Source organism: Marinovum sp. J2-8, from assembly GCF_055808435.1.
This window is the reverse complement of the sequence record NZ_JBVVRZ010000007.1, coordinates 68,875-82,263: the sequence shown is the minus strand read 5'-3', so window position 1 is coordinate 82,263 and position 13,389 is coordinate 68,875. Positions and strand designations below refer to the sequence as shown.

The following is a 13,389-nucleotide window of genomic DNA, read 5'->3' as shown; positions in this document are numbered from 1 at the left end:
GACCGGGGCCTAGCGATGCTGGCGCGGCTCACATGTGCCACCGTTCAGACATTGCACCACCTGATCGGCCATCGCCTTGGTCGGTTCGGCAAAGGCAAAGCCGCCGCAGGGGTTGATTGTCACCTCGGGGACATCACGGTCCAGATTGACGAAGGCCAGATATTGCGTGTCGCTGACCGCCCCGGCGCACCACGGCCCCAGACATTGGGCGTTCAAATTGATGGCGGCGTCATAGTCATAGGTGAAACCGGCGGCTGTCAGCGCCTTGCCACGGATCTGTGCGGGAATCCATGTATCGGGTGGCGTGGACAACTGGTTGGCCAAATCGGTCTTGGGCAGCAGAGTGGCATCAAAGCTCATTTGGCCCAGCACGACGACAAAGCGATCTTCGCCGGTATTTGCCTGATGAAACACCGCCGCGACGTCATGTGGCAAACAGCTAAGGGCCTGCGCCCCGCTTGCCGTCAAAGCACAAAGGACAACCGCAATTTTTCCAAACATGACCTAGGGTAACAGATGGGGGGCGAACTCTGCAACCACGCGGGCATAGACCTCGCGTTTGAAGGGCACGATATTGGCCACCAGATCCCCGGTCGGCAGCCAGCGCCATTCTGAAAACTCCTGGAAATCGTCCGCGGCAATGTCGATCTGATCATCGGTTCCGTGAAACCGCATCAGGAACCATTTCTGTTCCTGACCGCGAAACCGGCCTTTCCAGATCTTTGGCACAAGGTCATGCGGCAGATCATAGCCGATCCAACCGGTGCTTTCGGCCTCGATTGTCACCAGATCGGGCAGGACGCCGGTTTCTTCCCGCAATTCCCGCAGCGCCGCGGCGCGGGGGTCTTCGCCCTTGTCGATGCCGCCCTGTGGCATTTGCCAGGCGGGCACGTCGCTGTCGGTGCGTTGCCCGACAAAGGCATGGCCGTCCTTGTTGACCAACATGACACCGACGTTGCGGCGATAGGGCAGTTTGGCGATGTCTTCGGGGGTCATCGGGGTCTCTTGTCCTGGTCAGTGCGTGGCGGATTGTTCGGCACGCAGGAAAGGCTGCGCCGGGATCATCGACCCCGGCGCAGGGAAGTTATACAGGGGACTTATTCGGCGTTGGGGCCCAGCGCCGACAGACCTTTGAGGATGTCGATGGCATAGGCCAGCTGATAATCCTCTTCCCGCAGCGCGGCGGCGGCTTCGGCCTTGGCGCGGTCGGCTTCGATCTGTTTGATCTCGTCCTCGGTCAGGCTGTCATTGTCCAGCGATCCGCGCAGATCTGCCTCGGAACGCAGGCGATTTGTGGTCTCTTCCTCTTCCTCGGTGGCGGGGTCGCGGCGGGGTTGTTGCACTACGATGTCGGGGGACACACCCAGCGCCTAAATGAGCGGCCCGATGGGGTGTAATAGCGCGCTGTGGTCAGGCGCATCGCCCCGTCGCCGCGCAGCGGCATTACCGTCTGAACCGAGCCTTTGCCAAAGGATTTGGTGCCAACCACAATCGCGCGGCGGTGATCCTGCAGGGCGCCGGCAACAATTTCCGAAGCCGAGGCCGAGCCGCCATTGATCAACACCACCAGCGGCTTGCCCATCGCCAGATCGCCGGGGGTGGCGTTGTAACGCTCGCCGTCTTCTGCCTTGCGGCCACGGGTCGACACGATTTCACCCTTTTCAAGAAAGGCATCCGACACCCGGATCGCCTGGGTCAGCAGGCCGCCGGGGTTGTTGCGCAGATCCAGCACGATGCCGTTGACATTGTCGATGCCACCAGCGGCCTCGATCTGTTCGGCGAGACCGGATTCAAGATTGGGTGTTGTCTGGTCGTTGAAGGTTGTGATCCGCATCACAACGGTCTCGCCCTCGGTGCGGGCGCGCACGGCAGTCAGTTTGATCGTGTCCCGGATGATCGACACATCAAACGGCTCCGGCTCGCCTTCGCGTACCAGGGTAATGATGATTTCCGACCCCACCGGTCCGCGCATCAGTTCGACCGCTTCGTCCAGATTCAGGCCCAGCACCGAACTCACCATCGACATGGGTGATGAAATCGCCCGCTTCGACACCGGCCTCGTCCGCCGGTGTGCCGTCGATGGGCGACACCACTTTGACAAAGCCCTCTTCTTGGGTGACTTCGATCCCCAGACCGCCAAATTCCCCGCGTGTCTGCACCCGCATGTCGGCCGCATCGTCGGGCGACAGATAGCTGGAATGCGGATCAAGCGAGGTCAGCATGCCGTTGATCGCGGCTTCGATCAGTTCGCTTTCATCAACCTCTTCAACGTATTGCGCGCGAATGCGTTCGAAAATGTCGCCGAACAGATCCAGCTGTTCATAGACATTCGTCTGTTTGCCATTGTCCTGCGCCAGCAACGGCCCCGCCAATTGGGTTGTTGCAATAATGCCTGCCAGCGTCCCGCCAACGGCGGCCATGACGAATTTCTTCATGAAGTTCTTATCCCTTGTCGGTGCGGAACCAGTCCAGCGGGTCCACAGGCTGATTATGCTCTCTGATTTCTATATAGAGCGTTTCCGGCTGGGTGTTTCCAGCCCCCTCACCCGATAGTGAGACATCTGTTTGCAATTCCCCGCCCATAAGGCCGATCGGATCGCCCGTGGGCACGACCTGGCCGATCTCGCCATAGACCGCATCCAGACCGGCAAAGACAAACAACGTGTCGGCCTGGGGTTCCAGAATGGTCACCAGACCATAATTCAAAAGCGGCCCGCGATAGCGGATGGTGGCGGCGGTCGGTGTGGTGACAATCGCCTGGGCGCCGGTGGCGACCAGAATCCCGGGGCGGCGCACGCCGGCGGCGTCGGCCTCGCCCGCGCGGCGCAGAAGCTGGCCCTGAACCGGCAGGGACAGTTTGCCCTTGCGATGGCTGATGTCGGGCAGGCTGCCGGCGGCCTCTCCTTCGGCAAAGCTGGCAAGACCGCTGGCAAATTCTTCGAGCGTTTCGGTCGCCGCCAGCAGCACGGCGGTCTGGATCGGGTTTTCAACAAACCGTTGCGGCAGGTCGGTGCGGTCGGCCACGGCCTTGGACAGGGCGGTGCGGGCGTTTTGCACGTTTTCCAGCCCGTCCTGCAATTTGAGGGTCGCCTCTTCCTGCAATTGGCGCAGCGATTGCACCTCTTCCAGATCATGGCGCAATTTGTCGGCCTTGGCCTGTAGCCCCGGCGTGACATCCGCCAGCAGCATCCCGGCACGCGCCGTGCCGGTCGGTCCCGCCGGATGCAACAGCGTCGCGGGCGTGGGTGCGCGCGACATGGATTGCAGCACACCCAGAAGCTGGGCAATTTCGACTTCGCGGATGCGCAGATCTTCGGCCAATTGCGCCTCGCGCAGGGCGGCGGCGCGCAGACCATCGCGCAGGGCGGCCAATCCGGTTTCATAGCCCTGCACGGTTTCGGTCAATGCCTTGACCCGCTCGCGCCCGCCTTCGGCGGCCTCCAGCGCCTGGGATGATTCTTCCAGAATGCGCAAGGCGTCCAGCGCCAGGGCCGCCGGGTCGGTGGTTTGCGCCAGCGCCCCCCCCGCCAGGACCGCCAGAAAACAGGACGCGCGCAGGATCATGCGATCAGGCTCTCTCCGGTCATTTCTTCCGGCAATTCCAGCCCCATCAGGCCCAGCAGGGTCGGGGCAAGATCGGCCAGACGCCCGCCGCTGCGCAATGTGGCGCCCGCCGGACCGCCGACAAGGATCACCGGCACCGGGTTCAGCGTATGGGCGGTATGCGCCCCGCCGCTTTCGGGGTCGATCATCATTTCACAATTGCCGTGGTCGGCAGTGACAATCATCGCCCCGCCCGCCTTTTTCAGCGCGTCCAGAGCCCGGCCCAGCCCGCTGTCCACGGCATGACAGGCGGCCTTGGCGGCCTCAAGATCACCAGTATGGCCAACCATGTCGGGATTGGCGAAATTCACCACGATCAGATCATAGCCGGTTTCAATGGCCTTCACGAGGTTGTCGGAAACCTCGCCTGCGCTCATTTCCGGTTGCAGATCATAGGTCGCCACCTTGGGCGAGGGCGCCATATAGCGGTCTTCGCCAACCTCTGGCGCTTCCTTGCCACCATTCAGAAAGAAGGTGACATGCGGATATTTCTCGGTCTCGGCCAGGCGGAATTGTGTCAGGCCCTTGGCCGCAACCCAGGCACCAAGAGTGTTCTGCACCACTTTCTTTGGATAGGCGGCGGTCATGAAGGTGTCATGTGTCTTGGAATAATCCACCATGCCCAAAAGTCCGGCCCAGTCCGGGCGCGGGCCGGTGTCAAAACCGTCAAATTCGGGCGCGCCCACCGCCATCAGGATTTCGCGCGCCCGGTCGGCACGGAAATTCAGACAGAAAAACCCGTCGCCATCGCGCGCACCGGCATATTCACCGATCCGGGTTGCGGCGATGAATTCATCGGTCTCGCCACGCTCATATGCGGCGGTGACCGCGGCACTTGCGCTGTCGGCGGTCTGTTCTGCTGTGCCATTCACCATGACACGAAATGCCTTTTCCACCCGTTCCCAACGGTTGTCGCGGTCCATCGCAAAATACCGCCCGACAACAGATCCAACGCGCGCCCCGGCAGGCAGGCGGTCGACCAGTGTTTTCATATAGATATCTGCCGATTTCGGCGCGACATCGCGGCCATCGGTGACCGCATGCAGCACCACTGGCACACCGGCGCCGGCGATCATCTCGACTGCGGACAGAACATGTTCGATATGGCCATGCACCCCACCGTCAGAAATCACCCCCAGCAAATGCGCGCTGCCCTTGGTGGCCTTCAGCTTGTCGATAAACGCCAGGATTGCCGCATTGTCGAAAAAGGATTTGTCTTCGATTGCCAGATCAATCTGCCCCAGATCCATCGCCACAACCCGACCTGCGCCGATATTGGTGTGGCCGACCTCTGAATTGCCCATTTGGCCGGTCGGCAGACCAACGTCACGTCCATGTGTGGTCAGCGTCGCATTGGGGCAATCCGCCATCAAGCGGTCAAAATTTGGCGTATCCCCGAGGGCGACGGCATTGCCAGGCGGTTGTATCGCTCAGGCCCCAGCCATCAAGAATGCAAAGAACCACGGGTTTGGGCGCTGACATGTCAAATTCCTCGTTCAGATTTGGTCCGGGTCACGCGGCGGCGCAATGACCCGGCCGGATTCAGGGCTTCTTCTCTTTTTAAATACGCATGCACGGCGGGGCCAAGGGTGCAACGTTTATGGGGTGTAGGTTGGATGAAACTTTCCCTGTGGTGACAGGGTGAAGATTTCGACGCCATCCGCCGTCACACCGACCGAATGTTCGAATTGTGCAGACAGGGACCGGTCCCGCGTGACCGCGGTCCATTCATCCGGCAGCACCTTGGTTTCTGGGCGGCCCAGATTGACCATTGGCTCGATCGTGAAAAACATGCCTTCCTCCAGCACGGGGCCCGTGCCCGCACGGCCATAGTGCAGCACATTGGGCGGCGCATGAAAGACAGTGCCAAGACCGTGACCGCAAAAGTCACGCACCACGGACATGCGCTGGCCTTCAACATAACTTTGGATCGCATGGCCAATGTCGCCAAAGGTATTGCCGGGTTTCACGGTCTCGATCCCGCGCATCAGCGCGTCATGGGTCACTTGTATCAGGCGCTCGGCCTTGCGTGGCAGCTTGCCTGCGACATACATCCGGCTGGTGTCGCCGAACCAGCCATCCTTGACCACCGTGACATCAATATTCAGGATATCACCGTCTTTGAGCGTCTTGTCGCCGGGGATGCCGTGACAGACCACATGATTGACGCTGATACAGCTTGCGTGCTGATAGCCCTTGTAGCCAATGGTGGCCGACGTCGTGCCCAGCTCTGTCACCCGCCGCTCGATAAAGGCATCAAGCGCGCCGGTGGTTTGGCCAACTTTTACAAGTTCGGCAACCTCATCCAAAATCTGCGCAGCAATCGCGCCAGCCGCGTGCATACCGGCAAAGTCTGCCTGTTCATGAATCCTGATCCCGTCGCGGGTCATCCGGCCTTTGTGGCGGTTCATGCAAATGCTCCGATCAAATACGTCTTGTGTCCTACTTATGCGCTTGCAGCGAAAAGCGCCAGACCATGCGATATTTCCGCGATCCACAAGGCAAGGTGAGCCCGTGTGGGCGGGATGCCCGCGCGTCAGATCCCGCTTATAGTAAGTTCAGCACAAAAATCGCCCAGACGACCATCCCGTATGCAATGGCAATCAGCCCGATAACCCGCAGCGCATAACGGGCCGATTTCCAGATGGCCCCCGCGACCACAGGCCAGCGTTTCGCGACAAAACCGGCAACGGGATCATATCCGGGGCGTTGCGCCACAAGGCGGTCCCAGACTTTTGGGCGTGTGACAAATTGAAAGGCAATGCCGAGGAAAAGCAGGATCGTCGCATGTGCCAGCGGAAAGAACGGCGTCATGTCATGCGCCTGTGAACGGGACCGGTTCGCCGGGACAGATCCCTTCGGGGCTTAATCGACAGCCCAGCGCCATGACCTCGACCCCGGCTGCGCGGGCGACATCAAATGCGGCGGCATAGGCCGGGTCGATGTCATCTGCCAACCGCATCTCTGTGCAATCATTGCGCTGAACAAGATAGAGCATCACCGCCCGGTGCCCCGCCTCGGCCATGGCCGTCAGTTCGCCCAGATGTTTGGTGCCGCGCGCGGTCACGCTGTCGGGAAATTCCGCCAGTCCGGGCTGGCGGCTGAGCGTCACGGATTTCACCTCGACATAGGCATCGCGTCGCCCCGCCCCCTGCAACAGGAAATCAATCCGGCTGTTCTGGCCATATTTCACCTCTGGTCGCAGGGTGTCATACCCGTCCAGACCGACAATTTCACCGGCATTCAATGCGGCGCGCAAGGCCCGGTTCGGCACCGATGTATCCACCCCGACCAGCACGCCGGACGCCGGCGACACCAGCCGCAGGCCATAATCCAGCTTCTTTTTCGGATCGTCGTTCGGCTCCAGCCAGACGGCAAACCCCGGTTCGGCCAGTCCCAGCATAGAGCCGGGGTTGGCGCAATGGGCCACCACCTCGCGCCCGTCCGCAAGCCGACAATCGGCAAGGAACCGTTTGTAACGCCGGATCAGCGTTGCCGGGACAAGAGGGGTTTGAAACCGCATGAACCCGGCCTATACCTCTGGAAACCAAGGTTCAAGGAGCCGGAAGAATGGCCAATCCAACCGCCGCAATGCTGGTGATCGGGGATGAAATCCTGTCGGGGCGCACGCGTGATGCCAATATGTATTTTCTGGCGGGCGCTTTGACGAAACAGGGCATCGACCTGAAAGAGGTCCGTGTCGTCAGCGACGATGCCCCGGCGATTGTGGCCGCGGTGCGGGCGCTGTCGGCCGGGTTCGACCATGTCTTTACTTCTGGCGGGATTGGCCCGACCCATGATGACATCACCGCGGATTGCATTGCCGCCGCGTTCAATGATCATATTGATGTCCGCGATGATGCCCGCGCATTGCTGGCCGATCACTATGCCAGCACCGGGCGCGAATTGAACGACGCCCGCCTGCGCATGGCGCGCATTCCCGACAGCGCGACGCTGATTGACAACCCGGTGTCCATTGCGCCGGGTTTCACGGTCCAGAACGTGCATGTGATGGCCGGGGTGCCAAATGTGTTTCAGGCGATGGTGGCGACGGTGCTGCCGACATTGGCGGGTGGGGCGCCGCTGCTTAGCCAGACCCTGCGCTTGCAGCGCGGAGAAGGCGACATTGCCGGGCCGCTGGCAGAGCTGGCCACAGAATTTTCCGATCTTTCGATTGGCTCTTACCCCTTTCAGCAGGATGGGGCCTATGGTGCCAATATCGTCATTCGGGGCCAGGACGGCGCGCGGATTGATGCCGCCATGATCCGGTTGCGTGGGTTGTTTCCTGAATGAGCGCCACCACCGCTGATCACTTGATGCAGGTCTGCGAGGCCACCTGGCCCCCCGCACGGCAGTTTGCCGAGGGGCCTTTCACGTTTCGCGACGGTGCGGGCGGCGGCAAAAGGGTTTCTGCCGCAACATTGAACCCGGGCGCGACCGCCACCGATGAGGACCTGCGCAGGGCCGAAGAGGTGATGCGCGAGATGCATCAAACCCCGCTGTTTCAGATCCGCCCCGAGGATGCGGATTTTGATGCCGCATTGGCGGCGGACGGGTACAGGATCATTGATCCGGTGACCCTCTATGCCATTGATGCAGTTGCCCTGACTGATCTGCCGCTGCCAAAGATCATGACCTTTGCCATATGGGAACCCTTGGCGGTGATGCTTGATCTCTGGGCCAGATCCGGGATCGGACCGGAGCGGATTGCCGTGATGACACGGGCGGCATGTCGAAAAACCGCGCTGATGGGCCGGATCGAGGATAGCCCCGCCGCCGTGGCCTATGTTGGTCTTCACGAAGGCACCGCAATGCTGCACGCGCTTGAGGTTCTTCCGCCAAAGCGCCGCAAGGGGTTGGCGCAATGGATGATGCGGGCGGCGGCCTTCTGGACGGTGCAACAGGGGGGAACACGGCTGGCGGTGTTATGTGTTTCGGACAATACCGGCGCAAATGCGCTGTATCGCGCCTTGGGCTTTGCAGAGGTCGGCAGCTATCACTATCGTATCAAGGCCGACTGACAGCACGAAAGGCTTTGGCGCAGGATGATGATCCAATCCGGTGTTTCCCTTCTTTCTGATCCCGCACGCCCCGCGCCGGTCTTTCTGGGCGCGGTTTGGTGATGCGGTGGCGGGCGTCATTTCCGGGATGTCTGGTGGTGGCCTTTGGCGTGCTCACGGGTTTTGCCAGTGCAAGCCTGGCACAGGGGGGCATGTCGGCGCTGATCATGCCAGGCCGGGGCCGAATTGACCTATGAAGACCACCGCGAGCTTGGCTCTTATGCCGTGCCCACCGCAGGGTTCAAGGCAGGCATCGTGCCGGCCGAGGTTCTGGAGGGCGCGGTCCTGCGCCAATCCTGGCGGGTGCCGGGGGATATTGGATCGACCTTGGCGCTTTTGTCGCCTTTGCGTCAGCAAATTGTCGATGCGGGTTATGACACCCTGTTGGATTGCAAGACACAGGCCTGCGGCGGGTTTGATTTTCGCTTCGCGACAGAGGTCCTGCCCGGCCCCGGCATGTATGTCGACCTGACCGATTTTCGGTTTCTTTCGGCGCGGGGGCCAGAAAACACCGCCATTTCGGTGCTGGTGTCGCGCAGCGCTGCGGCCGGCTTTGTCCAGGTGATCCGCGTTGGCACGGTCGGCGCGGTTGGGGCAGGGCGCATTGAAACCGACAAGAAAGGTCCGTCCGCATCGGTTCCACCCCCCGCCACCGGGTCATTTGCTCAGCAATTGGACACGTCGGGCCGGGTGGTTCTGGCGGATTTGACCTTTGACTCCGGGGCGGCGACGTTGGGCGCTGGCGATTTTGCCAGCCTGCAAGACATCGCAGCCTATCTGCGCGCCCATCCGAATCGGCGAATTGCCCTGGTGGGGCATACCGACAGTATCGGCGGGCTTGACGGGAACATTGCGCTTTCGCGTCGGCGGGCCCAATCGGTACTGTCGCGGCTGACCGGGGAATATGACGTTTCTGCCAGCCAGTTAGAGGCCGGGGGCATGGGGTATCTTGCGCCGCTGACCAGCAATCTGACACTGCAAGGCCGCGAAGCCAATCGCCGCGTCGAAGCGGTTTTGGTATCAACCGAATAGGCCCGTCTGACGTCCAGCCTGACACCCAGCCCGGCGTCCAGCCAAAATTCGGCAAAAAGCGGCGGCACATGTGTCGGATGTCATTCTTCGCCGTAAGCGGCCGGATTATGGTACACTGAAGGCAGATGTTTTCTGTGTCTGTATGCTTTGTGTTTGGTTGGGTGCAAAATGACAACTGCGGAAACAGGCCTGACGCCGGAAGAGCGCGCAGCGCTGGAGGCCGGCTATCGCGCGGCCGTGGCATATCGTGCCGGATTGCCGGATGGCTTGGCGCGGCCGACCGCGAGCATGGATGAAATGGCAACCCGGTTCGAAGCCCCGCTGCCGGATGGGGCAACCGCCGGGGATCAGGTGATTTCCGCGATTGTGGACTCGTCGCGCGGCGGCATTCACGCCATGAGTGCGCCAACATTTTTCGCCTATGTCTGTGGCGCGTCCCATCCTGTGGGCGTGGCGGCGGATGCGCTGGTGTCCGCCTGGGGCCAGAATGCCGCGTCGACCCTTGAATCTCCGGCTGTGGCGGCGATGGAGCGTGCGTTGTGCAACTGGCTGATTGATCTGTTTGGCCTGCCATCTGCAACCGGGGTCGGGCTTGTGACCGGGGCGAGCGTGGCGAATTTCTGTGCTGTGATGGCGGCACGCAATGCGATGTTGGCTGATCGTGGTTGGAACGTGGATCGGAATGGGCTTTTCGGGGCGCCCGAGCTGCCGGTGCTGATCAGCCAGGATGCGCATTCGGCCGTGACCGCCGCATTGCGTTATGCCGGCATGGGGGCCGGGCGGGCCATTCCGGTGGCCACCGATGATCAGGGGCGGATGCGCCCCGATGCGCTGACCGAGGCGCTGGGCGCCTGTGATGCGCCGCCGTTGGTGATTTTGCAGGCCGGTCAGATCAATACCGGGGCTTTTGACCCCTTTGCCGAATTAATTCCGCAGGTCAAGGCGCGGGGCGGCTGGGTCCATGTTGACGGGGCCTTTGGTCTTTGGGCGGCGGCGGTGCCGGAACTTGCCCCGCGCTGTGCCGGGGTGGAACTGGCCGACAGCTGGGCCGTCGATCTGCACAAAAGCCTGAATGCACCGTTTGATGCCGGCGTGGTGCTGGTGCGGGATCGTTCGACGCTGGTGCAGGCGATGGCGGCGCGCGGGGCCTATCTGCCGCGCAATCGGGACATTGGGAACCTTCGGACAGCACACCAGAACTGTCTCGCCGGGCGCGTGGCGTGCCAAGTTATGCGATTCTGCGGCATCTTGGTCGTTCAGGCCTGCGCGAAATGATCCTGCGGCACCATGATCTTGCCCGCCATATTGCGGCGGGATTGCGCGCCGAGCCGGGATTGCATGTGTTGAACGAAGTGGCCTTCAATCAGGTGGCAATGACCTGTGCCACCGGGGCCGAAGGTGATGCGCTGACCCGGCGGGTTCTGGCGCGGGTGCAGAACCGGGGCCGGGTCTATCCGTCACATGGGGCCTGGCGCGGGCGCGACATCATTCGGATTTCCGTGTCCGGTTATGGCATGCAGATGCCAGATGCCGATCTGTTGGTCGCTGAAATCATTGCGGCCTGGCGCGCGGAACGCGATCTCTGATCCGGCGGTCGTCCCGACCGGCGGGCTGATGCGAAATTCCACATGCCACGACGAAACCCATTGCGTCCGCCCGTCGCGTCGCGGCATGGTCCGCAAAGACCCATGTGGCAGGCGATGGCCACCCGGGGCGCACCGGATTTGAATGAGGCGAGCCATGCAGTACAGAGATCCGCGCAGCGCGGTACAAACCCCGGAATTGCCGGGAGATCAGTTTTTCACCGATGCCGAGGCGGCGGTTGATCACCTGTGTTTCTTGTATGACAGCGCCACGGCGTTTCTGTCCGAGGCATTTCGCAATGCCATGACCGAAGGTCAGCCCGCCACCCGGTTTCGCGCGTTTTACCCCGAACTGCGCATTACGACGGTGTCTTATGCCCAGGTCGACAGCCAGCTGAGCTTTGGCCATGTCGCCCAGCCCGGCACCCATGCAACGACAATCACGCATCCGAAATTGTTTCGGCAATATCTGACGCAGCAAATCCGTCTGTTGATGGAAAACCACGGCGTGCCGGTCTGTGTCACGGTGTCAGAGACCCCGATCCCGGTGCATTTCGCGGTGGCCGCGCGGACCGATGTCACCGTTCCCCAGGAAGGGGCGGCCGAATTTGTTCTGCGGGACGTGTTTGATGTGCCGGATCTGTCGACCACCAATGATGATATCGTCAATGGCACCCATGTGTCCGGTCCCGACGGGGTAGAGCCGCTTGCGCCGTTTACAGCGCAGCGGGTGGATTATTCGCTGGCGCGGTTGGCGCATTATACCGCCACCGACCCGGCGCATTTCCAAAACCACGTGTTGTTCACCAACTATCAGTTCTATGTCAGTGAGTTCGAGGCCTATGCCCGCCAGATGCTGGCCGATCCTGACAGCGGCTATACCAGCTTTGTCAGCACCGGAAATGTCGAGATCACCGAAGCAGATCAGGACATTCCCGCCACGTTGAAACAGCCGCAGATGCCGACCTATCACCTGAAGCGGCCGGGGGGCGCGGGAATCACGCTGGTCAATATCGGTGTCGGCCCATCGAACGCCAAGACCGCGACCGATCATATTGCCGTGCTGCGCCCGCATGCCTGGTTGATGGTGGGCCATTGTGCCGGGCTGCGAAATACCCAGGCGCTGGGCGATTTTGTGCTGGCACACGCCTATCTGCGCGAGGATCGTGTGCTGGACGATGACCTGCCGGTCTGGGTGCCGATTCCGGCGTTGGCCGAGATTCAGATCGCCCTGGAAGAGGCGGTGGCACAGGAAACCCAGCTGTCCGGTTTTGACCTCAAGCGGATCATGCGGACCGGCACCGTGGCCAGTGTCGACAACCGCAATTGGGAATTGCGGGACCAAGAGGGCCCCGTGCAACGTCTGTCACAGTCCCGCGCCGTGGCGCTGGACATGGAAAGCGCGACAATTGCGGCGAATGGATTCCGTTTCCGGGTGCCCTATGGCACGCTGCTCTGTGTCTCTGACAAGCCGTTGCATGGCGAGTTGAAACTGCCGGGCATGGCCAGCGATTTCTATCAAACCCAGGTAGCGCGCCATCTGCGCATAGGGATCCGCGCGATGGAGCACTTGCGCGAAATGCCGTTGGAACGTATCCACAGCCGGAAATTGCGCGCATTTGACGAAACCGCATTTCTTTGACGTTGGGTCAGCGGCGGAAAACCCATATTTTTATGGGGTCAAGCGACACATATTCTTGTGTTTACCCCCTACATACCGTTAAATGCGCCAAATGAGGCCCAATAGCTGGGCAGATGTAAGGAGACCAGAAAATGGCAAAACCTATGACCAAGACCCAGCTCGTCGCAGCACTGGCCGAAGAAATGGGCGCGGACAAGAAAGCCGCAGGCGCGGCGCTGGACGCGGTATGCAACGTGATCACCAACGAAGTGTCGGGCGGCGGCGCCGTGACCCTGCCGGGCGTGGGCAAATTCTATTTGCGCGAACGCCCCGAGCGGATGGTGCGCAACCCTGCCACGGGTGATCAGTTCAAGAAAGAGGCCGACAAAGTGGTCAAAGTGACCATTGCAAAGGCGCTGAAAGACAGTGTCAACGATTGATCGTGACCTCGACAGTACAGGAAAAGGGTCGCCCAATGGGCGGCCCTTTT

General features: G+C 61.3%; 13 protein-coding genes and 2 pseudogenes. 7 read left to right on the top strand and 8 right to left on the bottom strand.

The window, feature by feature from the left end; translation table 11 throughout:
- Window positions 1-9 precede the first annotated feature (9 nt).
- From AC0L4F_RS18875 to sfsA, 8 genes and pseudogenes are all read right to left on the bottom strand, one after another.
- Entirely contained in the window at window positions 10-435 is a 426-nt protein-coding gene (locus AC0L4F_RS18875) for a hypothetical protein (protein WP_244690946.1), read from the bottom strand.
- 69 nt (window positions 436-504) lie between these two features.
- Window positions 505-996 carry an RNA pyrophosphohydrolase gene (locus AC0L4F_RS18870; RefSeq protein WP_244690945.1) on the bottom strand — a complete coding sequence of 164 codons (492 nt, stop codon included), beginning with the start codon at window positions 994-996 and terminating at the stop codon, window positions 505-507.
- 101 nt (window positions 997-1,097) lie between these two features.
- Window positions 1,098-2,435 (bottom strand): annotated as a pseudogene (locus AC0L4F_RS18865) (S41 family peptidase).
- Window positions 2,436-2,442: 7 nt separating this feature from the next.
- Window positions 2,443-3,564 carry a murein hydrolase activator EnvC family protein gene (locus tag AC0L4F_RS18860; RefSeq protein WP_244690944.1) on the bottom strand — a complete coding sequence of 374 codons (1,122 nt, stop codon included), beginning with the start codon at window positions 3,562-3,564 and terminating at the stop codon, window positions 2,443-2,445.
- Window positions 3,561-5,085 (bottom strand): annotated as a pseudogene (gene gpmI, locus AC0L4F_RS18855) (2,3-bisphosphoglycerate-independent phosphoglycerate mutase). The gene AC0L4F_RS18860 and the pseudogene gpmI overlap by 4 nt, the downstream one beginning before the upstream one ends.
- A gap of 116 nt (window positions 5,086-5,201) precedes the next feature.
- Entirely contained in the window at window positions 5,202-6,014 is an 813-nt protein-coding gene (gene map / locus AC0L4F_RS18850) for a type I methionyl aminopeptidase (protein ID WP_244690943.1), read from the bottom strand.
- Window positions 6,015-6,150: 136 nt separating this feature from the next.
- Complete coding sequence (locus AC0L4F_RS18845; protein WP_244690942.1) at window positions 6,151-6,417, bottom strand: hypothetical protein; 267 nt, start codon at window positions 6,415-6,417, stop codon at window positions 6,151-6,153.
- 1 nt (window position 6,418) lies between these two features.
- Window positions 6,419-7,126 (bottom strand): DNA/RNA nuclease SfsA, encoded by a 708-nt coding sequence (gene sfsA / locus AC0L4F_RS18840; protein WP_244690941.1) that lies wholly within the window; start codon window positions 7,124-7,126, stop codon window positions 6,419-6,421.
- A 47-nt stretch (window positions 7,127-7,173) separates the two neighbouring features.
- Here sfsA and AC0L4F_RS18835 point away from each other — a divergent pair, with 47 nt between their 5' ends.
- The 7 genes from AC0L4F_RS18835 (at window position 7,174) to AC0L4F_RS18805 (ending at window position 13,339) form a co-directional block, all read left to right on the top strand.
- Window positions 7,174-7,896 (top strand): competence/damage-inducible protein A, encoded by a 723-nt coding sequence (locus tag AC0L4F_RS18835; protein ID WP_244690940.1) that lies wholly within the window; start codon window positions 7,174-7,176, stop codon window positions 7,894-7,896.
- Window positions 7,893-8,624 (top strand): GNAT family N-acetyltransferase, encoded by a 732-nt coding sequence (locus AC0L4F_RS18830; RefSeq protein WP_244690939.1) that lies wholly within the window; start codon window positions 7,893-7,895, stop codon window positions 8,622-8,624. Before AC0L4F_RS18835 ends, AC0L4F_RS18830 begins: the two co-directional genes overlap by 4 nt.
- A 225-nt stretch (window positions 8,625-8,849) precedes the next feature.
- The gene (locus AC0L4F_RS18825) at window positions 8,850-9,695 is read left to right on the top strand and encodes an OmpA family protein (protein ID WP_244690938.1); all 846 of its coding nucleotides are present in this window, start codon (window positions 8,850-8,852) and stop codon (window positions 9,693-9,695) included.
- Between the two features lie 168 nt (window positions 9,696-9,863).
- Entirely contained in the window at window positions 9,864-10,970 is a 1,107-nt protein-coding gene (locus tag AC0L4F_RS18820) for a pyridoxal phosphate-dependent decarboxylase family protein (protein WP_244690937.1), read from the top strand.
- Complete coding sequence (locus tag AC0L4F_RS18815; protein WP_244690936.1) at window positions 10,967-11,281, top strand: hypothetical protein; 315 nt, start codon at window positions 10,967-10,969, stop codon at window positions 11,279-11,281. The genes AC0L4F_RS18820 and AC0L4F_RS18815 overlap by 4 nt, the downstream gene beginning before the upstream one ends.
- Before the next feature lie 154 nt (window positions 11,282-11,435).
- On the top strand, window positions 11,436-12,920 hold the full coding sequence (locus tag AC0L4F_RS18810) for an AMP nucleosidase (RefSeq protein WP_244690935.1): 1,485 nt from the start codon (window positions 11,436-11,438) through the stop codon (window positions 12,918-12,920).
- 131 nt (window positions 12,921-13,051) lie between these two features.
- Entirely contained in the window at window positions 13,052-13,339 is a 288-nt protein-coding gene (locus AC0L4F_RS18805) for an HU family DNA-binding protein (protein ID WP_244690934.1), read from the top strand.
- Window positions 13,340-13,389 lie beyond the last annotated feature (50 nt).